Source organism: Propionicimonas paludicola (genome assembly GCF_002563675.1).
Lineage (GTDB): Bacteria > Actinomycetota > Actinomycetes > Propionibacteriales > Propionibacteriaceae > Propionicimonas > Propionicimonas paludicola.
Genome location: NZ_PDJC01000001.1, coordinates 2,571,969 through 2,596,218, shown reverse-complemented (window position 1 = coordinate 2,596,218; position 24,250 = coordinate 2,571,969). Strand labels below are relative to the sequence as shown.

18 protein-coding genes are annotated in these 24,250 nt (G+C 69.2%); 11 read left to right on the top strand and 7 right to left on the bottom strand.

Annotated elements, in window-relative coordinates; translation table 11 throughout:
- The first annotated feature begins 27 nt into the window (after positions 1-27).
- On the top strand, positions 28-1,236 hold the full coding sequence (locus ATK74_RS12085; protein ID WP_098461275.1) for an aminotransferase class I/II-fold pyridoxal phosphate-dependent enzyme: 1,209 nt from the start codon (positions 28-30) through the stop codon (positions 1,234-1,236).
- A gap of 180 nt (positions 1,237-1,416) precedes the next feature.
- Here the strand turns inward: ATK74_RS12085 and ATK74_RS12080 are convergent, their stop codons facing one another.
- From ATK74_RS12080 to ATK74_RS12065, 4 genes are all read right to left on the bottom strand, one after another.
- A complete protein-coding gene (locus ATK74_RS12080) occupies positions 1,417-2,751 on the bottom strand; it encodes a pyridoxal-phosphate dependent enzyme (protein WP_098461274.1) in 1,335 nt (444 codons plus the stop codon).
- A gap of 100 nt (positions 2,752-2,851) precedes the next feature.
- Entirely contained in the window at positions 2,852-4,534 is a 1,683-nt protein-coding gene (locus ATK74_RS12075) for a cysteine desulfurase (protein ID WP_098461273.1), read from the bottom strand.
- Positions 4,521-5,441 carry a family 2A encapsulin nanocompartment shell protein gene (locus ATK74_RS12070; protein ID WP_098461272.1) on the bottom strand — a complete coding sequence of 307 codons (921 nt, stop codon included), beginning with the start codon at positions 5,439-5,441 and terminating at the stop codon, positions 4,521-4,523. Before ATK74_RS12070 ends, ATK74_RS12075 begins: the two co-directional genes overlap by 14 nt.
- The gene (locus ATK74_RS12065) at positions 5,438-6,853 is read right to left on the bottom strand and encodes a TQXA domain-containing protein (RefSeq protein WP_098461271.1); all 1,416 of its coding nucleotides are present in this window, start codon (positions 6,851-6,853) and stop codon (positions 5,438-5,440) included. Before ATK74_RS12065 ends, ATK74_RS12070 begins: the two co-directional genes overlap by 4 nt.
- 487 nt (positions 6,854-7,340) lie before the next feature.
- On the opposite strand from ATK74_RS12065, the gene ATK74_RS12060 reads away from it, so the two are divergent.
- From ATK74_RS12060 to ATK74_RS12045, 4 genes are all read left to right on the top strand, one after another.
- Positions 7,341-8,345 (top strand): methionine ABC transporter ATP-binding protein, encoded by a 1,005-nt coding sequence (locus tag ATK74_RS12060; RefSeq protein ID WP_098461270.1) that lies wholly within the window; start codon positions 7,341-7,343, stop codon positions 8,343-8,345.
- Positions 8,342-9,025, top strand: a complete 684-nt coding sequence (locus ATK74_RS12055) for a methionine ABC transporter permease (protein ID WP_098461269.1) — start codon at positions 8,342-8,344, stop codon at positions 9,023-9,025. Before ATK74_RS12060 ends, ATK74_RS12055 begins: the two co-directional genes overlap by 4 nt.
- 104 nt (positions 9,026-9,129) lie before the next feature.
- On the top strand, positions 9,130-9,984 hold the full coding sequence (locus ATK74_RS12050; protein ID WP_098461268.1) for a MetQ/NlpA family ABC transporter substrate-binding protein: 855 nt from the start codon (positions 9,130-9,132) through the stop codon (positions 9,982-9,984).
- A gap of 326 nt (positions 9,985-10,310) precedes the next feature.
- The gene (locus tag ATK74_RS12045; RefSeq protein ID WP_098461267.1) at positions 10,311-12,785 is read left to right on the top strand and encodes a glycoside hydrolase family 94 protein; all 2,475 of its coding nucleotides are present in this window, start codon (positions 10,311-10,313) and stop codon (positions 12,783-12,785) included.
- 131 nt (positions 12,786-12,916) lie between these two features.
- On the opposite strand, the gene ATK74_RS12040 is transcribed toward ATK74_RS12045, so the two are convergent.
- Complete coding sequence (locus ATK74_RS12040; protein WP_098461266.1) at positions 12,917-14,137, bottom strand: pyridoxal phosphate-dependent aminotransferase; 1,221 nt, start codon at positions 14,135-14,137, stop codon at positions 12,917-12,919.
- A gap of 45 nt (positions 14,138-14,182) precedes the next feature.
- Positions 14,183-14,911 carry a hypothetical protein gene (locus tag ATK74_RS12035; RefSeq protein ID WP_098461265.1) on the bottom strand — a complete coding sequence of 243 codons (729 nt, stop codon included), beginning with the start codon at positions 14,909-14,911 and terminating at the stop codon, positions 14,183-14,185.
- A gap of 218 nt (positions 14,912-15,129) precedes the next feature.
- Here ATK74_RS12035 and arfA point away from each other — a divergent pair, with 218 nt between their 5' ends.
- The 6 genes from arfA to ATK74_RS12010 all read left to right on the top strand — a co-directional run bounded on the left by arfA (position 15,130) and on the right by ATK74_RS12010 (position 20,602).
- A complete protein-coding gene (gene arfA / locus ATK74_RS12030; RefSeq protein ID WP_098461264.1) occupies positions 15,130-16,176 on the top strand; it encodes a channel-forming protein ArfA/OmpATb in 1,047 nt (348 codons plus the stop codon).
- A 10-nt stretch (positions 16,177-16,186) separates the two neighbouring features.
- Positions 16,187-16,342, top strand: coding sequence for a channel accessory protein ArfB (arfB, locus tag ATK74_RS15440; protein ID WP_169923841.1), 156 nt, complete (start codon positions 16,187-16,189; stop codon positions 16,340-16,342).
- Complete coding sequence (locus tag ATK74_RS12025) at positions 16,339-17,259, top strand: sunset domain-containing protein (protein ID WP_098461263.1); 921 nt, start codon at positions 16,339-16,341, stop codon at positions 17,257-17,259. The genes arfB and ATK74_RS12025 overlap by 4 nt, the downstream gene beginning before the upstream one ends.
- A 167-nt stretch (positions 17,260-17,426) precedes the next feature.
- A complete protein-coding gene (locus ATK74_RS12020; RefSeq protein ID WP_143483661.1) occupies positions 17,427-17,987 on the top strand; it encodes a hypothetical protein in 561 nt (186 codons plus the stop codon).
- A 153-nt stretch (positions 17,988-18,140) separates the two neighbouring features.
- Positions 18,141-19,670 (top strand): purine-cytosine permease family protein, encoded by a 1,530-nt coding sequence (locus tag ATK74_RS12015; RefSeq protein WP_098461261.1) that lies wholly within the window; start codon positions 18,141-18,143, stop codon positions 19,668-19,670.
- Positions 19,670-20,602, top strand: coding sequence for a PfkB family carbohydrate kinase (locus ATK74_RS12010; protein ID WP_098461260.1), 933 nt, complete (start codon positions 19,670-19,672; stop codon positions 20,600-20,602). Before ATK74_RS12015 ends, ATK74_RS12010 begins: the two co-directional genes overlap by 1 nt.
- A gap of 1 nt (position 20,603) precedes the next feature.
- Here ATK74_RS12010 and nifJ read toward each other — a convergent pair whose 3' ends face one another.
- Positions 20,604-24,161, bottom strand: a complete 3,558-nt coding sequence (gene nifJ, locus ATK74_RS12005) for a pyruvate:ferredoxin (flavodoxin) oxidoreductase (RefSeq protein ID WP_098461259.1) — start codon at positions 24,159-24,161, stop codon at positions 20,604-20,606.
- Between the last annotated feature and the right edge of the window lie 89 nt (positions 24,162-24,250).

The following is a 24,250-nucleotide window of genomic DNA, read 5'->3' as shown; positions in this document are numbered from 1 at the left end:
TGCATACAGGCCTCGTCGAAGGCTCCGATGAGCATCCCGCAGGACCCCGCGGCGCCGTGGCAGCGGACGGCCCGCGCGGCCGGCCTGCTCGGCGCGGACGGTGACCTGGCCCCCAGCATCTTCGCCAAGATGTCGGCGTTGGCCGTCCAGCACGGCGCCATCAACCTCGGTCAGGGCTTCCCCGACGAGGGCCCGCCGCTACTGGTTCAGGAGGCCGCTCGCCAGGCGATCGCGGACGGAGTGAACCAGTACCCGCCGGGGCGTGGCATCCCGGTGTTGCGTCAGGCCATCGCCCAACACCAGCGGCACTGGTACGGGCTGGACTGGGATCCGGAGACCGAGGTCCTGGTCACGGCCGGCGCTACCGAGGCCCTGGCCGCCACCCTGCTGGCCTTCGTCGGTGCCGGCGACGAAGTGGTGGTGATCGAGCCCTACTACGACTCCTACGCCGCGATCACCGGCCTGGCCGGCGGACGGCTGGTGCCGGTCCCGGCCCGAGCGCCGAGCTTCTTGCCCGATCCGGACGACCTGGCCCGCGCGGTCACCGATCGCACCCGGATCATCCTGCTGAACTCCCCGCACAATCCCACCGGTGCAGTGCTGCCGGACTCCACCATCCGGCTGGCCCTCGAACTGGCCGAACAGCATGACGCTCTGGTGGTGGCCGACGAGGTCTATGAGCACTTGGTCTTCGCCGGGCCGCACCGCAGCCTGGCTGAGTTCCCCGGTGGCCGCGAGCGGGGGGTGACCATCTCCTCGGCCGCGAAGTCGCTGAATGTGACCGGCTGGAAGATCGGCTGGCTGACCGCGCGTCCGGGGCTGTTGGAGCCAATCCTTGCGGTCAAGCAGTTCCTCACCTTCGTCAACGGGGCGCCCTTCCAACCGGCGGTCGCGCTCGGACTGGGTCTGCCCGACAAAGTGTTCGCCGAAGCCGCGGCCCGTTTGGATGCGCGGCGTCACGTGATCACCGACGCACTTCGGGGCGTCGGCTTCTGGGTGAACCAGCCGGCCGGAAGCTACTTCCAGATCGCCGACGGAGCTGCGCTCGGCCTGAGTGACGGGGTCGAGACCTGCCGCCGGTTGATCGAGGAGGTCGGCGTGGTGGCGATCCCGGTGAGTGCCTTCCTGGCCGATCCGGGCGACCCCGGCGCGTCCTCGCTGGTCCGGTTCGCGGCCTGCAAGACCGACCCGGTGATCGCGGAGGCGGCCGGTCGACTGGCCGGTTTCCGGGCGTAGGGGACGTCGCCTCGCCCGTCCACTCCGCCTTCGGTAGCGCGAACCGGAGTTGGGGCGCGAACCGGGTTGGGGGGCGCGATCGCCGAGCCGGTCAGGCGGCCGGTGCAGACCGGCTTCAGGGCCTGCTCTGGTGCCTCGGTCGGCCGAGACGCCCCCAGGCTCGGCCCGGCTGGCCCGAGGTCAGGCGGTGGGCAGGCCCGCCTCGACCCAGGCGCCGACGCCGCCGGCCACGCTCTTCACGTTCTGGTAGCCCTGGGCCTTCAACAGCAGCAGCGCGTATAGCGAGCGGACGCCGGCTGCACAGACCGTCACCACCGGCGCGGACGGGTCGGACGGCAGCCCGTCCAGACTGCCGGCGGACAGCTGCGGCAGCGGCAACGTCACCGCTCCGGGGATGCTGACCCGGGCTACTTCCTCGGGGTTGCGGACGTCCAGGATCGTCACCCCGGCCTGCTGCAGCGCGGCCGCGGTCGGCGCGTCGATCACGTCCGGGCCGGCCTGAGCCAGCCGGAACGCCGCGTCCAGATGCTGCGCGAACGGGTTGCTCGGGGCCGGTGCCGGAGCGGCCGGCTCCGGCGGGAACAGGTCGGGCAGGTGCCGCCGGAACGACGAGAGGTACTTGTAGGCGTTGTCGGCGAAGATCACCACGGCCACCACCCCCGGCTCATCGGGGACGGCCTGCAGCGCCCCGGCCAGGGCCAGGCCGGCGCTCGGCCCGGCGATGATGCTCTCCACCTGATGCAGGTGCCGGGCCTGGCCGTAGGCCTCGGCATCGGAGACCTCGAGGACGGCGTCGTACTCCTCAGGGGTGAAGAAGTCGGTCAGCGCCAGTGCTCGGCGGCTGCGGACGCCCGGAATGTCGTGGCCGTCGGTGGGGTGCACCCCGATCACCTGGACGTCCGGGTTGTGCTCCTTGAGGTAGCGGCCGGTCCCGGTGATGGTGCCGCAGGTGCCCAGCGAGGCCACGAAGTGGGTGATGGCTCCGCCGGTCTGCCGCCAGATCTCCGGGCCGGTGGTGCGGTAGTGGGCGTCCGGGTTGGCCGGGTTGGCGTACTGATTCAGTTCGGTCCAGCCCGGACGTTCGGCCAGCTCGGCCGCCTTGGCCATGGCTCCCTCGGGTTGGCCGGGCATCGGGCACAGATCGTCGTCCAGCTCGACCAGGTCGGTGCCGAACAGGCGCAGCGCCGTCCGCTTCTCGGCGGGGATCGCCTTGGACAACGTGGCCGCGAAGCCGTAGCCACGCGCGTTGGCGACCAGAGCCAGCCCGATCCCGGTGTTGCCGGAGGTCGGCTCGACCAGGTTCTTCAGCTCCTCGCCCCGCTCCTCGGCATCGCGGACGAGGTTGGCCGCCACCCGATCCTTCACGGCGCCGAAGGGGTTGTACCACTCCAACTTGGCGTAGATCTTGGCGTGCTGCAGCCCGGTGTGGCGCAGCCGCACCAGTGGAGTCGGGTTCTGCTCGTCGGGGAGCAGCTCCAGGATCGACTCGTAGGTGCGGGTGCTGTGGTCGGCCATGATGTCCTCTCAGCTCAGGGGAGCTATTGGTGCCGGTGACCCCCGAAGGTGCGGCTCGGGGGTCACCGGGCTTTTCGTCCCAGCAGGCAGGGCCTCCGCTTTATTCCCCGCCACTGAGGTCTGCGATCGCCTGAAGGAACAGGTCGATCTCGTCAACGGTGTTGTAGAAGGCGAACGACGGACGCACCGTCTTCTCCAACCCGAGCCGGCGCAGGATGGGCTGCGCACAGTGGTGCCCGGCCCGAACCGCGATCCCGCGCTGGTTGAGCGCGCGACCGACGTCCTCGGGTTCGTGCCCGGCCAGGACGAAGGACAGCACGCTCGCCTTGTGCTGCGCCGTCCCCACCAGCCGGACGCCCGGAATCGCGGCCAGCCGAGGGGTGGCGTAGTCGAGCAGCTGGGCCTCGTAGGTGGCGATCCGGTCGATGCCGACCTTGCTGACGTAGCGCAGTGCGGCAGCCAGGCCGACGGCGTCGGCGATGTTGCCGGTGCCGGCCTCGTACTTGTTCGGCGGGTCCTGGTAGATCGAGCGTTCGATGGTGACGTCGGCGATCATGTTCCCGCCGCCGTGCCAGGCCGGCGTCTCCTCCCAGACCCGTTCGGCGAGGTAGACCACGCCGATGCCGGTGGGGCCGTAGATCTTGTGGCCGGAGAAGACGAAGAAGTCCGCTCCCAGCGAGGCCAGCGAGACCGGCAGGTGCGGCACGGACTGGGCACCATCGATGAGCACCCGGGCCCCGGCTCGATGCGCCAACTCGACGATCTCCCGCACCGGGGTCACGGTGCCGATCGCATTCGCCACCCAGGTGACCGCGACCAGCTTCGTCCTGGGTCCGATCAGCTCGGCCAACTCGCCCACGAGCAGGTTGCCGGCCTGGTCCACCGGAGCCGTCTTCAGCACGGCTCCGGTGGCCTTGGCCACGATCTGCCAGGGGACGATGTTCGCGTGATGCTCCAGTTCACTGATCAGAATCTCGTCGCCAGGCAGCAGGTTCTTGCGTCCCCAGGACTGCGCCACCAGGTTGATCCCCTCGGTGGCGCCGCGGACGAAGATGATCTCCTCCGAGCGGGCCGCACCGAGGAAGTCCCGGACGGTGGCCCGGGCGTCCTCGTAGGCGTCGGTGGCCCGAGCGGCCAGGGTGTGCGCCGCCCGATGGATGTTGGAGTTCTCGTGGGCGTAGAAGTGGGCCAGCCGGTCGATCACGGCCTGCGGCTTCTGGGTGGTGGCCGCATTATCGAACCAGATCAGCTGATGCCCGTTCACCCGCTCGGTCAGGATCGGGAAGTCGGCGCGAACCGACGTCACGTCGAAGGCCTCCGCCGGCAGGCCGTCGATCGGGGCGAGTCCGCCATCGCGTCCGCTGTCGGTGGGGACGGGTCGGTGGCCGTCCAGCCGTCCCTGGGGGAGCCCGGCCACCTCGCGGAGCCTGCCGAAGTCCGACGGAGAGGCCGGCCGCAGCCCCACCGTCGGCTCGGTCCATGGCCCCAGGGAGAGCGGCAGCTCCAGCCGATCACCTGGTTGCCACGGTCCCGGTGTGGCCGCACCGGGGACGGTCGCGGGTAGCCAGGGGCCTGCGGGGCTCGGCGCCCGATGCCCCGGAACGGCAGCCAGAGCAGAGCCGTCGGGCACCGAGCCGCGCGGGGCAGGCGGAGCCACCGGGGGTGGCGGCGGCTCCACACCGACACCCCCGGGCCCCGCATAAAGCTGGCTGGCCAGCGCGGCCAGTTGGGCCGGGCTCACCGGAGGGGCGAAGCCGGCCGGGCCACGCTCAGTCGTACTCATGGAAGACGCCGACCTCTGCTGCGTCGAGGACGGCCAATGCGTCGTCGGTCAGGACGGCCAGGGCCGAGTACAGCGAGACCAGGTAGGACGCGATCGCCTGACGGTTGATCCCGCTGAACCGCACCGAGAGACCGGGTGCCTGCTCGCCGACCAGTCCGGGCTGGAAGAGCCCGACCACGCCTTGGCGCTCTTCGCCGGTCCGGACCGCGATGAAGGTGGTCTTGCCGCCGGTGACCGGGACCTTGTCGGAGGGGACGATCGGAATGCCGCGCCAGGTGATGAACTGGCCGCCGTACAGGTTCACCGTCACCGGCGGGACGCCCCGGCGGGTCGCCTCGCGTCCGAATGCGGCCACCCCGAGCGGGTGGGTGAGGATGAAGCTGGGGGTCTTCCAGACCTTGGTCAGCAGAGCGTCCAAGTCATCGGGAGTGGGCGGGCCGGAGATGGTCTTCAGGGTCTGCTCGGGGACGACCTGAGAGAGCAGGCCGTACTCCGGGTTGTTGATCAGCTCGAACTCCTGGCGCTCCTTCACCGTCTCGATGGTCAGCCGCAACTGCTGGGTGACCTGATCGTGCGGACTCGAGTACAGATCCGAGACCCGGGTGTGGATGTCCAGGATCGTCGAGATCGAGCGCAGGGTGATCTCCCGCGGATTGGTCTGGTAGTCCACGAAGGTGGCCGGCAGCGGCTCCTCGCCGGCCTCGCCGACCTGCAGCGACGCCGCCACTTGATCAGCATTGATCACTCGGTTCACCCGGTAGATGCCGGCCTCCACCGGCACCCAGGCCAGCAGATGCAGCAACCACCGGGGCGTGATGGTGTCCAGTTGCGGGACGGTCTTGGTGGCATTCGCCAGCTGACGAGCGGCGAGATCGCCGAGCGCCTGTGATTCGGTCTGTTCGCTCACTTCTGATTTCTCCTGTTGTCGGCGACCTCGGCCAGCGGCCGAGGCTTCAAGGGGACGATCTGCTCGAAGATGTCGGCCTCGGCCGCGGCGGTCACCGTGACCAGCGGGGTGAACTCGCCTGCCCCGCCCGGGCTCCGGGACCCGATCAGCACGCGGGCGTGGACCGGCTGGTGGTGCAGCCGCAGCTGGACGGCGTCGAGCTCGGCCGGATCCAGCGGTGTGAGGTAGAAGGCCTTGCCGGGAGCCACTGGGCCAGCCAGTTGGTGGCCGGCGTCGTCCACCACGAAGGCCTGTTCGCTGAGGATCGTGGCTGGAGCCAAGGTCAGCGCGAACGGGCCGTAGCGGTGCGGATCGGCCGGTGGCTCATTGCGGTGGATCTGGGGCAGCGCCCCGGCCGCTTGGCTGAGTAGATGGTCGTACAGGTAGACGACCCGCTCGTTGTTGGCGTAGCGGGACGCGTTCGCCACCTCCACGCGTAGACCCTCGAGCTCCACCAGTCCGTCCCGGACGGACGGTCCGGTGGCGGCCAGCCGGTAGAACTGGTAGCCGACGCTGCCCAGCACCGCACGAGCGTGGGAGACCGTCGCACCCAAGCCCAGCCGGCGATGGACGCGCTGGCTGCCGGTCGGCGTGGCCAGGCTCACCGTGGAGCCGGAGATCGGTTGCCAGCTCCAGCCGTCGTGAGAGGCCTCGAGCCAGAACGTGATCGGGTGGCGGCCGGTGCGGGTGCCGAGAGTGAAACTGAAGCCGTGCAGCTCGGGCTGCCCGGCGAACTCGAACTCCAGATAGGCAGCCTCGCCCGAGGGCAGCTGGCTGGACCAGTTCAGGGTGCCGTCCGCTTCGGTGGCGATGGCTCTGCCGGACGGGTGGGCGCCGATCCGAGCAGTTCCGCGCAGCGGGGCATCGACCGCCCGGGTGTCCAGTTCCAGGCCGTTGGTGAGCCGCCAGATCGCGGCCTGAGTAGCGGCGATGGCCTCATGCTCGCGCAACTCGCCGGCCCCCAGCGGATAGCCGGACGCGCGCAGCCGCCGAGTGAGCTCCGCCGTGCCGACCTGGGGGTAGCTGCTGGCCAGGATGGCGGTGATCTCGGCCTGCCACATCACGGCCGGCCGGATCGGCGCGTCCGCCCAGGCCACCTCGCGATAGTGGGAGAGCTGGCGTGGGCTGACTCCGTTGACGTCGAGGGAGTAGGCGTCGATGTTCGGGTTCAGCCGGATCAGGTCGGTCCGTGCGTGTCGTCCGTCGGCGAACCACACCTCCCCGACCGTGGCCGAGAAGGTGCCGCCGCGGCCCCGGGACAGCGCGGACGCCGGCGCGGCCGTCGGCTGGCTGGGGCGAAGTTCGACGAAGGTCGGCTCGAGTGCCGCGGCCGGGTAGGTGTGGGCGAGGTCCGCCTCGATCAGGGTTGCCATCGATGAGTCCTTGGGTGTGGCCGCGGGCTACCAGCGGGCTGGCTCCGGGGCGTGGGTGCGGGGGTTGAGTGGAACGTCAGTTCGACATTCGACAACGGCAACCCAGAACCATGGCGACAGCAGTGGTCGCGCGCACCTGGTCCGGACTCATGGGGTGAACGCTAGCGCATGTAGCTGTATCCATACGCGCACCGAGTCTCGCATCGTGGAATCTCCCGCATTTGCGCCAGCCGTGGACGGCACGTTACGGTGTCGCCGTGTTCGCAACCACGCAACTGATGTTCGAGGCGCCGCTGGCGTCCTCGGCGCTGATGCGTGCGCGAATGTGTTGTCGTTGATTCCCGATCCGACAGCGCTGTTCGTCGGCCTGATCTTGGCCTGACTTCGACTCTTTCACTCGGTCGCCCGATCACGGGCTGGTTGCCGTCGGATCCCACCTCCCTGGGCGCGGCTCCGCTGCGTCCGCAACCGAACGGAAAGACCCGTAGTGATCGCACTCCACGACCTGAAGAAGGTCTATCGCCAAGCCGGCCGGGATATCCCCGCACTGGACGGGGTCACGCTTGCCGTGCCGTCGGACTCGGTGCACGCAGTGGTGGGGCAGTCCGGTGCCGGCAAGTCGACGCTGGTCCGCTGCATCGCGCTGCTGGATCGTCCGACCTCGGGCACCGTGGAGATCGATGGGGTGGAGCTGACCGCCGTCCGGGCGACCGAGTTGCGCAAGGCGCGACGGCGGCTCGGCGTGGTCTTCCAGAACGCCAACCTGTTCGACTCCCGCACGATCATCGGCAACGTCGCCTACCCGCTGGAGCTGGCCGGAGTCGGCCGGGCGCAGCGGACGGCCAAGGCCAAGGAGCTGCTCGGTCTGGTCGGGCTGGCCGAGGCCGGCGGCGCCTTTCCGGCGCAGCTCTCCGGCGGCCAGCGGCAGCGGGTCGGGATCGCCAGGGCCTTGGCCACCGACCCGGACGTCCTGCTCTGTGACGAGCCGACCAGTGCCCTGGATCCGGCCACGACCTCGGAGATCCTCGACCTGATCGCCGCACTCAAGGCCCGGCTGGGGCTGGCGGTGGTGGTGATCACTCACGAGATGACCGTGGTGAAGCGGATCGCCGACTCCGTCTCTCTGCTCGAGGCCGGCAAGGTGATCGAGTCCGGCCCGTTGGAGCAGGCCGTGGCCCGGTTTGGCAGCCGACTGTCCGAGACGCTGCTGGCGCTGCCGGCCACGTCCGGGCTTCCTCAGGCCGGCATCACCATCGAGGTGCTGGATCAGACCGGGCCGGCGGAGGTGCCCGCGCTCACCTCCGTCGGCCGACAACTCGGGGTGGATCTGCCGATCGTGGCCGGGGTTGTCGAGCATCTCGGTGAGGCCACCTTCGGACGCTATCGGGCAGTGGTCCCCTCCGCCTTGGACCCCGGCGAGGTGCTCACTCAGCTGCGCCAGCGCGGCGCTCAGGCCGAGCTCAGCCAGGCAGTGGCGGGGGTCGCCCGATGAACGAGCTGCTGCAGTCTCTGCTGAACAACCCGGCGATCACCACCGCGCTCGGGCCGGCCTTCGGCGAGACCCTGGTGATGGTCGGCATCTCGGCCCTGGCCACGGTCCTGATCGGGTTGCCGCTGGGCGTGGTCTTGTTCGTCACTCAGCCCGGCGGACTGGCCGAGAACCGCGGTCTGAACGTGGTACTGGGCAGCATCGTGGTCAACATCACCCGGTCGATTCCGTTCGCCATCCTGATGGTCTGTCTGATCCCGGTGACCCGGCTCCTGGTTGGCACGGCCATCGGTCCGCAGGCCGCAGCGGTGTCGCTGACCATCGGCTGCGTCCCCTTCTTCGCCCGGCTGGTGGAGACCGGCTTACGCGAGGTGCACCCAGGAAAGGTGGACGCCGCGCACGCCATGGGCTCGACTCGGCTGCAAACAGTCTGGAAGGTGCTCCTGCCCGAGGCGCTGCCGTCCCTGGTGGCCAGCGTCACCACGACCGTGGTGGCCCTGATCGGCTACTCGGCCATGGCCGGCCTGATCGGCGGCGGCGGACTCGGCCGGCTGGCCTACAACTACGGCTATCAGCGCTACCAGCCCGAAGTGATGGTCGTGGTCCTGATCATCCTGGTGCTGCTCGTCCAGCTGGTCCAGGTGGCCGGGGACGCGCTGGTGCGACGGGTGGACCACCGATGACATCCCACAACTTCCCACGCCGCACCCAGGCGTGGGCCCGTCCGGGAGTCGCCCGGCCGGAAACCAGGCCCCCAACCGGGGCCGCCATCAGAAAGAGGAACACCATGGGAATCAGACGCAAGCCGCTGTCCATCGCCGCAATTGCCGCGGCCGTCATGGCGCTGACTGCGTGTGCCAGCACCACGGCCGCCTCTCCGGCAGCGACCAGCGCCAGCCCGTCCGCCAGTGCTCCGGCCCTGGTCACGGTCAAGGTGGGCGCCAGCCCGGTGCCGCACGCCAAGATCCTGGAGTACATCGAGAAGAACCTGGCCGCCGAGGCCGGGATCGACCTGAAGATCGTCGAGTTCGACGACTACGTCCAGCCGAACGAGGCGCTGGCTTCTGGTGATCTGGATGCCAACTACTTCCAGCATCTTCCGTACCTGGAGGCGCAGATCAAGGAGAAGGGCTACAAGTTCGAGCATGGCGCCGGCGTCCACATCGAGCCGTACGCCGCCTTCTCCAAGAAGTACAAGTCGTTCGCGGAGGTGCCGGCCGGGGCCAGCATTGCGATCACCAACGATGCGTCCAACCAGATCCGCGGTCTGCGGGTGCTGCAGGACGCCGGGCTGCTCAACGGAATCACCGACAAGTCCAACGTGCTGAACCTCACCAAGGAGCAGAACCCGAAGGGCTTCACGTTCATCGAGAACCAGCCCGAGGTGATCGTGAAGCAGCTGGACGATCCCAAGGTCGATGTGGCCTTCGTCAACGGGAACTTCATCCTGTCGGCCGGGCTCAGCACCAAGGACGCCCTCGCGGTCGAGAAGGTGGAGAACAACCCGTACGCCAACCTGCTGGTCTGGCGTACCGACAACACCAACCCGGGGGTGGCCAAGCTCGAGGAGCTGTTGCACTCGGACAAGGTGAAGGAGTTCATCAAGGCCACCTGGCCGTCGGGTGATGTGATCCCGGGCTGATCCATCCCGTTACCCCCGCTGGCGGAGGCCACGGCGGTGGCACACCGGCCTCCGCCAGCGGACCCACTTTTTCGAACCAGGCCCGTCCCCGATCCCCGGGGGCGGGCCTGGTTCGCATGTGCGCGCCTTGTCGCCTGCGGGCGTTTGCCCTAGCAGATTCGATTCAGCAGGGATGGGGTCGGCCCTCAGAGCAGAGATCCGAGCGCTCACCTTGACCGGTGACGGGCTGAGTCACTACTCTGCCTGAGAGCGTTTTCATTCGCTGCTCAGCAGCGGCTCATCAACGTGATGCGTCCACCGCCGGACGCCCTTGACGGAGGCAGACATTGCAGTACGGCCACTTCGACGACGCCGCCCGCGAGTACGTCATCAACACCCCGCACACTCCCTACCCGTGGATCAACTACCTGGGCTCGGAGCAGTTCTTCTCGCTGCTCTCGCACCTGGGTGGCGGCTACTCCTTCTACCGCGATGCCCGGATGCGCCGGCTCACTCGCTATCGCTACAACAACGTCCCCACCGATGCCGGCGGACGCTACCTGTTCGTCAATGACGGCGGGGACGTCTGGACGCCGACCTGGCTGCCGGTCAAGGCCGAGCTCAGCCACTTCGAGGCGCGGCACGGCCTGGGCTACTCCAAGATCACCGGCGAGCGCGGCGGGCTACGAGTCGAGACCACCTACCTGGTGCCGCTGGGCGAGAACGCCGAGGTGCACAAGGTCGTCCTGACCAACAACACTGACCGGCCCAAGCAGGTGAAGCTGTTCTCCTTCGTCGAGTTCGCGCTCTGGAATGCCAACGACGACCAGACCAACTACCAGCGCAACCTCTCCATCGGTGAGGTCGAGGTGGAGCCGCTCAGCCCGTCCGGCGGGACGGCCATCTACCACCGCACCGAGTACCGGGAACGCCGCAACCACTACGCCGTCTTCGCGGTCAACGAGGCTGCGCAGGGCTTCGACACTGATCGGGAGACCTTCCTGGGTGGACCGTTCAACGGCTTCGACGAGGCCGCCGTGCCGCACCGTGGGGAGTCTGCCGACTCCGTGGCGTCCGGCTGGTACCCGATCGGATCGCACGGCAACGTGGTCGAGCTGGCCCCCGGTGAGAGCCATGCCCTGGTCTATGTGCTCGGCTATCTGGAGAACGACGTCGAGGCCAAGTGGGCCGATGACGCCAAGCAGGTGGTCAACAAGGTGGGCGCCCACGAGCTGCTGGCCCGCTTCTCCAGCCCGGCCGCGGTGGACGACGCGCTGGCCGCGCTGCGCAGCTACTGGACCGAGCTGCTCAGCACCTTCACGGTGAACTCCAGCGACGAGAAGCTGGACCGGATGATCAACGTCTGGAACCAGTACCAGTGCATGGTCACCTTCAACATGTCCCGCTCGGCCTCCTACTTCGAGACCGGCATCGGACGAGGGATGGGCTTCCGCGACTCGAACCAGGATCTGCTCGGCTTCGTCCATCTGGTTCCGGATCGGGCCCGTGAGCGGATTCTCGACATCGCCGCTACTCAGCTGCCCGACGGCAGCGCGTACCACCAGTACCAGCCGCTGACCAAGCGCGGGAACAACGACATCGGCTCGGGCTTCAACGACGATCCGCTGTGGCTGATCGCCGGCGTGGCCGGCTACCTGAAGGAGACCGGCGACTTCTCGATCCTGGACGCCGAGGCGCCCTTCGACAACGAGCCCGGAACCGAGGCGCCGCTGTGGGAGCACCTGGTCCGCTCCTTCCGGTTCACCACCGACAACCTGGGCCCGCACGGGCTGCCGCTGATCGGACGGGCCGACTGGAACGACTGCCTGAACCTGAACTGCTTCTCCAGTGAGCCGGGGGAGTCCTTCCAGACCACCGAGAACCGGGCCGGCGGGGTGGCCGAGTCGGTGTTCATTGCCGCCCAGTTCATCCTCTACGGAGCCGACTTCGCCGAGATGGCCGAGCGGCGCGGGCTGGCCGAGGTGGCCGCGGACGCCCGGGCCAAGGTCGAGGCCATGCGAGAAGTCATCGTCACCCACGGCTGGGACGGCGAGTGGTTCCGTCGCGCCTACGACTTCTTCGGCAACCCGGTCGGGACGGCAGCCGACACTGAGGGCCAGATCTGGATCGAGCCGCAGGGCTTCGCGGTGATGGCCGGGGTCGGGGTCGGCGATGGGCCCGGCGACAATGCGTCCCTTGCGATCACGGCGCTGGACTCGGTGCGCGAGATGCTCGGCACCCCGCATGGCTTGGTGCTGCAGTACCCGGCCTACCGCAGCTACCGGATCGAGCTGGGCGAGGTGTCCACCTACCCGCCGGGCTACAAGGAGAACGGCGGCATCTTCTGCCACAACAATCCCTGGGTGATCATCGCCGAGACGGTGGTCGGCCGCGGCGATTATGCCTTCGAGTACTACAAGCGGATCGCCCCGGCGTACCGCGAGGAACTCAGCGATGTGCACAAGCTCGAGCCGTACGCCTACGCCCAGATGATTGCGGGAAAGGAAGCTGTTCGGGCCGGTGAGGCCAAGAATTCGTGGTTGACCGGCACTGCTGCGTGGAATTTCGTAGCAGCGAGCCAGTATCTCTTGGGGGTCCGGCCGGATTACGATGCCCTGGTGATCGACCCGCAGCTGGGGCCGGATCTCCCCAGCTTCGCGATCACCCGCCGCCTGCGCGGTGCGACCTACGAGATCAGCGTGACCAACTCCGGTCGTCGCGGCTCGCGGGCCACGCTCGTGGTCGACGGTGTGCCAGTTGACGGAAACAAGGTTCCCTACGCCCCCGCGGGGGCCAGGGTGAGGATTGAGGCGACTCTGTAGATTCCAGCGGTCGGACGCGCTCGGGGGGCCGCGCTTGCCGACCGAATGGGGTTCGCCTCAGCGGCGTGCCGACACCTAGGGGGTGTCGGCACGTTCGTGTTCTCGGCCGGACGGTAGTGGAACCGTCCCCGTCAGTCGCGGCGGATGGTCTCCAGGTACTCGCCGATTCGGCCGATGGCCTCGGTGAGCACCTCGGCCTCGGGCAGGGCGACCAGCCGGAAGTGATCGGGGGCGAACCAGTTGAAGCCGGTGCCATGGGTGACCAGGATCTTCTTGGCGTGAAGCATGTCGATCACGAAGGCCTCGTCGTCGTCGATCGGGTAGCGCTCGGGATCCAGCCGCGGGAAGCAGTACAGGGCGCCGCGCGGCTCCACACAGCTCACCCCGGGGATCTCGTTCAGCAGGGACGAGGCCAGTTTCACCTGGTCGTAGAAGCGTCCGCCCGGGACGATCAGCTCGGTGATCGACTGGTAGCCGCCGAGCGCCGTCTGAATGGCGTGCTGGGCCGGGACGTTCGCGCACATCCGCATGTTGGCCAGCAGATGCAGGCCTTCCAGGTAGTCGGCGGCCTCTTCCTTGGGCCCGGAGATCATCACCCAGCCGGCCCGGTAGCCACACACCCGGTAGGACTTCGACAGGCCGGAGAAGGTGAGCACGATCGTCTCGTTGCCGGCCAGCGCGGCCACGTGGTGATGGACGGCACCGTCGAACAGGATCTTCTCGTAGATCTCGTCGGCGAAGATGGTCAGCTGGTGCTTGATGGCCAGGTCGACCAGGCCCTGCAGCACCTCGCGGCTGTACACCGCGCCGGTCGGGTTGTTCGGGTTGATGATCACCAGACCGTGGGTGTTCTCGGTGATCTTCGACTCGATGTCTTCCAGATCGGGGATCCAGCCGTTGTCCTCGTCGCAGCGGTAGTGCACCGGAGTGCCGCCGGACAGCGAGACCGCGGCCGTCCACAGCGGGTAATCCGGGGCCGGGATCAGGATCTCGTTGCCGTTGTCGATGAAGGCCTGCAGGGTCATGGTGATCAGCTCGGAGACGCCATTGCCCAAGATGATGTCGTTGACGCTGGTGTCGGTCAGTCCCTCGGCCTGGTAGTACTGAGCGACCGCGGTGCGCGCGGAATAGATGCCACGGGCGTCGGAGTAGCCCTGCGACTCCTCCAGGTTGTGCACCATGTCAGCCACGATCGCGTCCGGCGCGGTGAACCCGAACGGCCCGGTGTTACCGATGTTCAGCTTGAGGATCCGGTGCCCGGCAGCCTCCAGCCGCTGTGCCTCTGCCAGAATCGGACCTCGCACGTCGTAGCGGACGTTCTTGAGCTTCTGTGACTGGACCAGCGGACGCATACCCGCCAGTCTGACACAGCCCGACGCCGCTGACGCCGAGCTTGCTCAGTGGACGAGCGTGCCGAGAATGCTGAAGGCCCCGATCACGAAACCCGGCGTGGCTAGCTTGAACAGCACGCCAAGTTCAACCAGGAGGCCGGTTCGCGGGCCGGGGCCCGGGGTGAACCAGAGGTCTGGGCTGGTCACTTCTACGGCGCCGGCAGCTCTGCTGAGCGCTCCGATCAGGACGACGGCCATCACCCCCGCGACCAGCTGCACTGCCATTGCCGGCCAACTCACCCACCCGGGCAGGGTCAGCCTCGGCGGCGCCCACAGCTGCCAGATCACCAGATAGGCGGCCATCCGGAAGCTCACCCAGCTCAGCCACCAGCCCTGGACCAACCGGACGTCCGGGCTGCCGAACACCTCGGCCAAGCCGAGCAGGTGCCACCGCGGCACCCACCACTGTCGGCCGGCGGCCCAGTGCGCCTCGGCCTGCCAACGCGGCTCGGGCACCGACGCCCGGCTCAGGGCGATGGTGGCCAGCTGACGCTGCCAGCGACTCCAGGCCCAGCCGGCCAGCATCAGCAGTGGCCACAGCGCGAACGAGGTGGCCAGGGTGATCAGCTGGCTTTGCCCGTCCGTCCCGACGGCCCGCCGATGGTCGGCGGCCACTGCCGAGGCCACCGCGCCGGCCAGCCAGCCGAGAGTGGCCAGGCCGACGCCCAGCTGGGCGAGTAACGCCCGGGTCCGGAGCCCGTCCGCGGACGACGTGGGCGGCGACTGCTGCTGCACGCGCCGAGCCTAGAGCCACCGTCGCCGACCGGGGCCTGATCGGCGACGATCGGGTCCCTCTCTATGGTCAGTGAGTGGCTGGTGGGGGCCGATCGGCCAGAATTCACCGCAGGCCGAGGACGGCTTTGGTAACGGCCGGGAGTTCGAGGCCGCAATCGTGCGGAGCCGGGCTATGGTTCTGACAAAACCAGAACTGGGCTTACTGCCAGGAGGAGACGATGGACGCCCCGGATCGCGCGGTCAGCCCCCAGTCGGCTGCCGCCCCCGCGCCCATGTTGTCCTCCGAGATCCTGGCCTGGCATGAGGTGACCCGCCACTACCGACGTCCGCTGGGCGGCTGGTGGTGGGCCGCAGCGATCCTGGTCCCGTTGTCCCTGGCCCTGGTCAGTGCCGGCTTCGGGATCGGCTCAGCGGCCACGGCCAGCGCTGCCGGAGCGCCGTCGGCGACTACTCCGGTGACCTCTTCCATCCCGTCCACCAGTACTCCGGTGACCTCACCCAGCTCGTCCGCCTCAGCAACTGTCCCGCCGGCCACGGCGGTGCCGTTCGGCCTGGTTCGGGTGGGGGAGACGGTCACCGTGACCGGCAGTTTCGCCGATCAGGCCGCCAAGAAGGCGGCCATCCAGGCGCTGCAGGCTGCGCTGGGTGCCAAGATCACGGTGGCCGACCAGACCGGCATCGCCGCCGGGTCGGTCGGCCTCAGCGCGGAGGCGGCTGCCGCCCTGGGCGGGGCCTTCGTCTTGGTCCCCGACCTTGCCGTCCAATTCGACGGATCCATCGTCACGCTGAGCGGCACCGCCCCGTCCGAGCAGGCCGTCGCAGCCGCCGAGCATGCCGTCGCCGTCGCCTATCCGGCCGCGGGTGTCCGCAGCGAACTGATCGCCGCGGTCAGTTCGCCGGTGGACTGCGCGACTCTGTCCGGTCAGGTCAAGGCCGTGGCCGGTACCGGCCAGATCACCTTCGGCAACAAGAAGAGCGCGCTCACCACGGCCGGCACGAAGGCCGTCGACGCCGCCGCCCGGTTGCTGAAGGCCTGCCCGAAGGCGGCTGTGGTGGTCTACGGCTATACCGATGGACTGGGCACGCCGGAGGGGAACAAGAAAGTCTCCCAGCAACGAGCGGACGCCGTGAAGAAGCTGTTGCGGAAACTCGGGGTCAGCAACCCGATCGCCGCCAAGGGACGAAGCGGTGCGAACCTGATCGCGGACAACTCCACCCCAGCGGGTCAGGCGGCCAATCGCCGGGCCGAGATCAGCGTCGGCTAGCGAGGCAGAGATGAACTTCCTGATCGACTTCGCGACCTACCTGGTCGCCTTCGGCCTCGGGTCGGGACTGACCTGGCTGGTGCTGCGTCGGTTGTGGCCCGCCCGCAGCGCGGACGAGGCCTTCGCCGACACCGAGGAGCTGCGAGAGCCGGGGGAGAAGCGATGATCGGCAACCTCTGGTTCGCGCTCCTGGCCTTCGTGCTGGGTGCCGGACTGACCTATCTGCGGATGGCTGGCAGCGCCACTCGGCAGGTGGCCAAGCCGGTTCCGCGCCGGCTGGTGATGGGTGGGCTGATCCCCGGGGTCGTAGACCCTCCGCAGGATGCGCTGCCGAGTGACGTCGGCCCGGAGTGGCAGATCCGCGTCGGCTCAGCCGCGTCCGCGCCGTCCGCGGCCACCCCGGACGATGCGCCGCCGGCCGAGTCGGCAGAGGTTGAGGCCGATCCGGCTCCAGCCGTTGACGCTGACGCCCCGGCATTGCCGCCGCTGGAGCCACCGTGGCCGGTCGAGGACGATGCTGCACGGGACGAGACTCCGGCCGAGGCTCCGGTCCCGGACGGCGAGCAACCCGCTGCCGACCCGGCCTCTGCCGCCGAGCCGAGCGTTGAGACCGAACCTTCGGTCGCGGTCACCACTGAGCCGTCGGCCCCGCTGGAGCGCAAGATCGCTGCCGGAGCCACTGATGAGCCGCCGACCTCGTCCTGGTGGGCGGCGGCCTTTGATCGCGGTGATCCCGGCCCGTACCCCGGCCCGCTGCGCTACGCCAGCGCGTGGCCGCCGGTCGGCAGCCGAGTGCTCGACGTGGACGACGAGTTCGCCGCTGCGTGGGGGGCCGGTGCCGCCGCCAGTGCTGCGTCCGCCGCTCTCTTCGGGACCGCCGGTCATGCGGCCAGTGCGGCCGAGCCGGTGGAGAGCCTCGCGCCCGAGAAGATCAAGGGCAATCGGGACTCGATGCTGTACCACACGCCGGATAGCCCCTGGTATGCCCGGACCAAGGCCGAGGCCTGGTTCGCCACCGAGGACGAGGCGCAAGCCGCCGGGTTCGCCCGGTGGGACTCCCGAACCAGGGGCCGTCAAGGCTGAACAGCGGTTTCGTACAGGCAGTCCCCTTTTGGGGGACCGAGAGGGCCTGGGGATTTCCGCCTTGGCTAGGCTAAATGCTTCTGACTAGCAGTTCTGCCCGGATTTCATAGAGCTAATTATGTGCTGTGGTAGTAGCCTGATGACTTCCGGGGGGTGGAGGGCAACACATGACAGGTGTTGGCCAGTGGTCGGTGAGCTTTAGCGGTACTCCGATCATGTTGCATGCGGCGCTGTGGGTTCGCCAGGCGGCCAGGGTGCTGCCCAATGACCCGTGCCTGCCCAAGCGACTCCTCGACCCGGTGCCCAGGGCCGATGTCAAGATCGATCCCAAGCTGTGGCGCGAATGGTGGCAGGCCCTGCAACACGGGCCGGATTCCCGCGGAACCGCCTTCGATCGGTGGCCGGCCGCACCCACGGCGCTACGTCCGGTGCTGGACGAGTTCGGCGACGCACCGCTGGTCTGGGCGCAAACCTTGGCCGAGCACCGCAACCCCTATCGTCCACCGCGCTATCAGCTGCCGGTCGACGCCGCACTGGCGAAACTGCGCCGCGAGAGCACGGGACGGGCCAGTCTGGAAGCCCGGGTCTACGGGCTGGCCGTGGAGGGCAACTGGGTCCACGTCGTGCCGGAGAGCTCTGTGGTTCTGGCCTCCTGGGCGGCGCTGGCTCGCCCGCAGGAGTGGCTCACCGAGGCGCTCCGGGACACCGTCCGGCCGCTGGCCTCGTAAGCCCGGCCGTACCCGGTTCCGCCGACCAGCCCGGCGGCACGGGGCACAGCACACGTCAACCCCCGTCCGGGCCCGATGGCCATTCGGGCAGCGCTTCTGGGTAGCCTCTATATTCGCTAGCGGGGGCGTGATGACGGCGTTATGGGGTAATGGATGAGCAGGATTGCTCGCGGTGTAGGGGTAATTGAGACCCGCGGCATCGAGCCAGTTCCGGAGGTGGAGCGGACCGGCAGTGTGGCCGGACTGTTCTGGTTGTGGCTGGCGGCCAACATGGGCGTCTTGGGGATCACCCTCGGCGCGGCCTTGGTTGCCCTGGTGGGCCTGAACATCTGGCAGGCGCTCTTGGTCGCCGTGATCGGCGCCGGCGGATCGTTTGCCATGGTGGGCTGGCTCAGCACGTCCGGCAAGCTCGGTGGCGCGCCGGGTCTGACCTTGTCACGAGCGGTTTTCGGAGTGCGCGGCAACTGGGCGCCGACGCTGGTGGGCTGGCTCGGCTTCGTCGGCTGGGAGACCGTGATGTGCACCACCGCGGCCTTCGCGCTGGTCCTGGTTCTGCACACCGTGGGCATCGAGGCGGGTGCCGTCGGGACGGTGCTGGTGGTGCTGCTGGTGGTCGCGTTGGCCGCCGCGATCGGCTGGTTCGGTCACGCTACGATCCTGTGGATTCAGAAGTGGCTGACGGTGATCTTCGGTGCCGCCACGTTGGTGGTGGTGGTCTTCCTGGCGTCCACCGTCGATTGGGCGTCGGCCTGGTCGCTGCCGGCCGCGCCGCTGGCCGCCGTGGTCAGCGGGATCGGCTTCATCGCCGCCGGAACCGGCATCGGCTGGCTGGCCGCCGGGCCCGACTATGCGCGCTACCTGGCTCCGTCGGTGCGGGCCCGCACCATCACCGTGGTCACCGTGGTCGGCGCCGGGATCCCGCTGGTGCTGCTGATCGGCCTAGGTGCGTTGATGGCGATCACCGACTCGAGCTTGGCCGGCGCCAGCGATCCGGTCGCGGCCATCGGCGCGGCCTTGCCGGACTGGATGCTGATCCCGTACCTGATCACCGCAGCCATGGGTTTGATCGCCGCCGCCGACTTGTCGATGTACTCCTCAGGGCTGAGCCTGCTGGCCGGCGGCGTCCCGCTGCGACGGACCCACGCGGTGCTCATCGACGCGGCACTGATTACCGTCGGATCGTTGTACATCACCGTGGTGGCCCAGGACTTCTTCGGCCCGTTCACCACCTTCCTGACCCTGCTGGCCCTGCCGTTGTCGGCGTGGGCGGGCATCTTCGGAATGGACCTGCGCCGCCGCTCCGGCTACGACCCGGACGCCCTGCTGGACACCCAACCCGGGGGCGCCTACTGGTTCCGGGGCGGAGTGCACTGGGGAGCACTGGGCACCTGGCTGGCCGCGACGGTGTTCGGCTTGCTCTTCACTCGGATCGGGTGGGGCGAGCAGATCTGGTTCGCCGGCCCCTTCGTCGACAACTGGATCGGCCAGAACTCGCTCGGCTGGCTGGTTGCCGGATTGGCGGCCGCAGCGGTCTACTGGGTGCTGGAGCCGTTGCGGCACCACCAGAGCGTCTCGGCGGCTCGACTGCTTGCCGATTCGGAGCCGCACATGCCGCAATCGCCGGGCGAACCCGCCCACGAGGCCGAGCCTGAAGCGGCCATCCATCTTGCCGAGGAGAAGTAATGGCAGCCCCGAACGGCCAGGTGTTATCCCTGGTCAGCATCCTGATCGACGTGACCTTGTCGGTCTCGCACCTGCCGCCGCGCGGCGGGGACGTGCTGGCCGACACCGCCCGGACCGAGGTCGGCGGTGGCCTGAACGTGGTCACCGCGGCGGCCCGCCAGGGCGTCCGGGTCTCCTACCTGGGTCGGCACGGCGCCGGGCGCAACGGCGACCTGGTTCGGCGGGCTTTGGCGGCTGAGGGCGTCCAACTCGCGCTGCCGCCGACCGAGACCGGTGACACCGGCTTCTGCGTGGGTCTGGCCGAACCCGACCTGACCACCAGCTACATCACGCTGCCCGGCGTCGAGGGGGACCTGACTCCGGCCGAGCTCGAGGTCCCGGCGATCACCGGATCGGATTACCTGGTGCTGTCCGGCTACGACCTGCTCTACCCGGTCAGCGGCGCCTCGATCACCGACTGGGTCGTGGCAGGCAAGGTGCCGGCCAAGCTGATCCTGGACCCCGGCCCGCTGGTGGCCCGGATCCCGGCCGAGCGGTCCTTCGCCATCCTCGAGCACCTGGACGTGCTCACCCTGAACGAGCCGGAAGCGCAGGAACTCAGTGCGACACCGTTCACCGGGGTGACCCTGGTGAACGCGCTGCGCCGGGAGCTGCCGCTGCCGGCCGGCGCGCTGGTGGTGCTGCGATCCGGAGCGTCCGGCTGCTACGCCACCGGGGGTGCGCTCGGCGACCAGATCCTGAGCTTCCCGGTTCCGCGGGTCGAGGCCGTCGACACTGCCGGTGCCGGGGATACCCACACCGGCGTCCTGGTGGCCCGACTGTTGCTCGGCGACTCAGTGCCGGACGCGTTGGTGGCGGCCAACAAGGCGGCCGCCATCTCGGTCACCCGGCTCGGTGCGGCCACCGCTCCGACCGCGGAGGAAATGGCCTAGCTCACAGCTCGTTGCTGAGCCACTGGTAGTGGCGGTAGCGCTGCTCGGCGTCCGCCTGGGCCTGGACGACCAGCCGCTCGGCCAGCTCCGGGTTGGCCCGGGCCACGCTGGTGTAGCGGGTCTCCTGGGCATAGAAGTCGGCCAGCGGCAGCGACGGTGCCTTCGAATCCAGCTTGAACAGTGGCGGTGCGCCCGGCTCCGGGGACGGGTGGTACCGGTACAGCGGCCAGTGTCCCGAGGCCACGGCCTCCTTCTGGTGGGTGGCGCTGTCGGCCATCTCGATGCCGTGCGCGATGCAGGTGGAGTAGGCCAGGATCAGGCTCGGCCCGTCGTAGGCGGCCGCCTCCAGGATCGAGCGGACGGCCTGGGTCTCGTTGGCGTTCAGCGCGATCTGGGCCACGTAGACGTCCCGGTAGGACTGGGCGATCATGCCCAGATCCTTCTTCTTCGACGCCTTGCCTCCGGCCGCGAACTTCGCCGACGCCCCTAGTGGAGTGGCCTTGGACGCCTGCCCGCCGGTATTGGAGTAGACCTCGGAATCCAGCACCAGCACGTTGATGTTGGCGCCGGAGGCGAACAGGTGATCCAGTCCGCCGAAGCCGATGTCGTAGGCCCAGCCGTCCCCGCCGACCACCCAGACCGAGGTCGGCACCAGGGCGTCGGCCAGCTCGTCGAGCAGGTCCATCCGGGGGCTGCGGACGGCGCCGGACAGCGCGGCCTTCAGGGCGGCCACTCGTCCGCGCTGGGCGGCGATGCCGGACTCATCGGTGATGCTCACCTCGGACAGCAGGCCGTCGACGAGCTCGGTGCCCAGGCCCAGGTCGCCGGCCAGTTCGCCCAGCAGCGCCTTGGCCTGCGCGGTGCGTCCGGCCCCGGCCAGCTGGATGCCCATCCCGAACTCGGCGTTGTCCTCGAACAGCGAGTTCGACCAGGCCGGGCCTTGGCCGGCTGCGTTGGTGGTCCACGGGGTGGTGGGCAGGTTGCCGCCGAAGATGGACGAGCAGCCGGTGGCATTGGCCACCACCATCCGATCGCCGAGCAACTGGGTGACCAGCTTCAGGTACGGGGTCTCACCACAGCCGGTGCAGGCCCCGGAGAACTCGAACAGCGGCTCCAGCAGCTGCGAGCCCTTCACCGTGTCGGTGCGGACCAGGGTGCGGTCGACCTCGGGGATGCTCAGGTAGTGCGCGAAGGCCGGACGCTGCGCCTCGCGCACCTGCTCGGCCGGGACCATGTCCAGCGCCTTGTGGTCGGGGTTGGTCCGGGACTTCGCCGGGCAGACCGACACGCACAGCGTGCAGCCCGTGCAGTCGTCCGGGGCCACCTGGACGGTGAGTCGGGTTCCGGCCGGCCAGTCGCGTCCGACCACCGGCTTGCTGAGGAAGCCGTCCGGGGCGCCGTCGAGGTGCTCGGGGGAGTAGGTCTTCATTCGGATGGCCGCGTGCGGGCAGGCCAGGGTGCATTTGCCGCAGTCGGTACACAGATCCGGATCCCAGGTGGGCAGCTCGGTGGCCAGGCCGCGTTTCTCCAGCTTGGCGGTGCCGGTGGGGAAGCTGCCGTCGGCCGGCAGCGCCGAGACCGGCAGCAGGTCGCCCTGGCCGGCGATCAGCCGAGTGATGGTGGTGTGGATCGCATCGGCGGACGGGCCGGCGCTGACCGGCTCGGCCGCGCGCACCTCGCCGATCCGGACGCTCTGCAACCCGCCGACCGCGGCATCGATGGCGGCCAGGTTGGCCGCCACCACGTCCGCGCCGCGCCGGGCATAGCTCTTGGCCGCGCTGGCCTTGATCAGCTCGAGGGCCTCGTCGGTGGGCAGCACCTGGGCCAGCGCGAAGAAGCAGGCCTGCATCACCGTGTTCACCCGCCGGCCCAGTCCGGCGGCCTTGGCCACGGCGGGGGCGTCGATGGTGAACACCTTCAGCTGCTTGGCCGCGATCTGGGCCTGGACGGCCGGGGTCAGGTGCTCCCACAGCTCGTCCCCGGAGTAGCCGGTGGCCAGCAGGACGGTGGCGCCCGGCGCGGCGATGTCCAGCACCGGCAGCCGGGACAACAATCCGAAGTGGTGCACGGCCACGAAGTCGGCGGCCTCGATCAGGTAGGGCGCGGCGATCGGCTCCGGGCCGAACCGCAGGTGCGAGACGGTCACCGAGCCGGACTTCTTGGAGTCGTAGACGAAGTAGCCCTGGGCGAACAGGTCGGTGTGCTCGCCGATCAGCTTCACCGAGTTCTTGTTGGCGCCCACAGTGCCGTCCGAGCCGAGCCCGTAGAACACGGCTTGGCGTCCCTGGCTAGGCACGATGAAGTCGGGATCGGTGTCAAGGCTGAGCCCGGTGACGTCGTCGCGGATGCCGACCGTGAACCGGCGCTTGGCGGCGCGTCCCTTGGCCAGCTCGGCGAAGACCGCGGCCGCATCGCGCGGAGTGAACTCCTTCGAGCCCAGCCCGTAGCGGCCGCCGATCACCTTGGGTGGGACGTCGCGGGCCTCGGCCAGCGCGGCCACCACGTCCAGGAACAGCGGTTCACCCAGCGCACCCGGCTCCTTGACCCGATCCAGCACGGCCACCGAGGTGACGGTCTCGGGCAGGGCCGCAGCCAGGGCCTCGGCCGGGAACGGACGGTACAGCCGGACGGCCAGGACGCCGACCCGCTCGCCGGCGGCCACTAGGGCGTCCACGCTGGCCCGGACGGTGTCGATGGCCGAACCCATGGCCACGATCACCCGCTCGGCGTCCGGGGCGCCGTAGTAGTCGACCAAGTGATAGCGGCGTCCGGTGCGCTCGGCCAGATCGTCCATGGCGGCCGCCACGATGCCGGGCACGGCGTCGTAGAACGGGTTGGCCGCCTCGCGGCCCTGGAAGAAGACGTCCGGGTTCTGCGCGGTGCCGCGCAGCACCGGCGCGGACGGACGCAGCCCGCGGGCCCGATGGGCGGCCACGGCGTCCTCGTCGATTAGCGCGTGCAGATCGTCGTCGCTGAGCAGCTGGATCCGGTTCACCTCGTGGCTGGTCCGGAATCCGTCGAAGAAGTGCAGGAACGGCACCCGGGACCGAATGGCGGCGGCGTGGGCCACGGCAGCCAGGTCGTGGGCCTCCTGGACGTTGTTGGACGCCAGCAGGCACCACCCGGTGGAACGGGCCGCCATCACGTCGGAGTGGTCGCCGAAGATGGACAGTGCGTGGGTGGCGATGGCCCGGGCCGCCACATGCAGCACGGCCGGGGTGAGCTCGCCGGCGATCTTGAACATGTTCGGCAGCATCAGCAACAGCCCTTGTGAGCTGGTGAAGCTCGAGCCCAGAGCGCCGGCGGTGACCGCGCCGTGCAGGGTGCCGGCCGCGCCGGCCTCGGACTGCAGCTCGATCACCTGCGGCACTGCACCCCACAGGTTCTTCCGGCCGCGGTCGCTCCAGGCGTCGGCCAGTTCGCCCATGGGCGAGGCCGGGGTGATCGGATAGATGGCGCAGACATCGCTGAGCCGGTGGGCCACCGATGCGGCCGCCTCATTGCCGTCCAGACAGTGCCAAGCGCCCTGGCCGGCGGTGGTGTGGGCGGACGAACTCATCGGCGTACTCCTCGCATTGCGACCACGGCAGGATACCGGCCTGGTCGGGTCGCCCTGCGTGGAGTGGGCCTGCTGAGCGTCCGCCCTCG

Coding starts and splice junctions, on each gene's coding strand:
- ATK74_RS12080 (WP_098461274.1), bottom strand. CDS start 2,751: ATGGCCGACCACAGCACCCGCACCTACGAGTCGATCCTGGAGCTGCTC.
- ATK74_RS12065 (WP_098461271.1), bottom strand. CDS start 6,853: ATGGCAACCCTGATCGAGGCGGACCTCGCCCACACCTACCCGGCCGCG.
- ATK74_RS12015 (WP_098461261.1), top strand. CDS start 18,141: ATGAGCAGGATTGCTCGCGGTGTAGGGGTAATTGAGACCCGCGGCATC.
- ATK74_RS12010 (WP_098461260.1), top strand. CDS start 19,670: ATGGCAGCCCCGAACGGCCAGGTGTTATCCCTGGTCAGCATCCTGATC.
- arfB (WP_169923841.1), top strand. CDS start 16,187: ATGAACTTCCTGATCGACTTCGCGACCTACCTGGTCGCCTTCGGCCTC.
- nifJ (WP_098461259.1), bottom strand. CDS start 24,161: ATGAGTTCGTCCGCCCACACCACCGCCGGCCAGGGCGCTTGGCACTGT.
- ATK74_RS12025 (WP_098461263.1), top strand. CDS start 16,339: ATGATCGGCAACCTCTGGTTCGCGCTCCTGGCCTTCGTGCTGGGTGCC.
- ATK74_RS12075 (WP_098461273.1), bottom strand. CDS start 4,534: ATGAGTACGACTGAGCGTGGCCCGGCCGGCTTCGCCCCTCCGGTGAGC.
- ATK74_RS12085 (WP_098461275.1), top strand. CDS start 28: ATGAGCATCCCGCAGGACCCCGCGGCGCCGTGGCAGCGGACGGCCCGC.
- ATK74_RS12055 (WP_098461269.1), top strand. CDS start 8,342: ATGAACGAGCTGCTGCAGTCTCTGCTGAACAACCCGGCGATCACCACC.
- ATK74_RS12050 (WP_098461268.1), top strand. CDS start 9,130: ATGGGAATCAGACGCAAGCCGCTGTCCATCGCCGCAATTGCCGCGGCC.
- arfA (WP_098461264.1), top strand. CDS start 15,130: ATGGACGCCCCGGATCGCGCGGTCAGCCCCCAGTCGGCTGCCGCCCCC.
- ATK74_RS12040 (WP_098461266.1), bottom strand. CDS start 14,137: ATGCGTCCGCTGGTCCAGTCACAGAAGCTCAAGAACGTCCGCTACGAC.
- ATK74_RS12020 (WP_143483661.1), top strand. CDS start 17,427: ATGACAGGTGTTGGCCAGTGGTCGGTGAGCTTTAGCGGTACTCCGATC.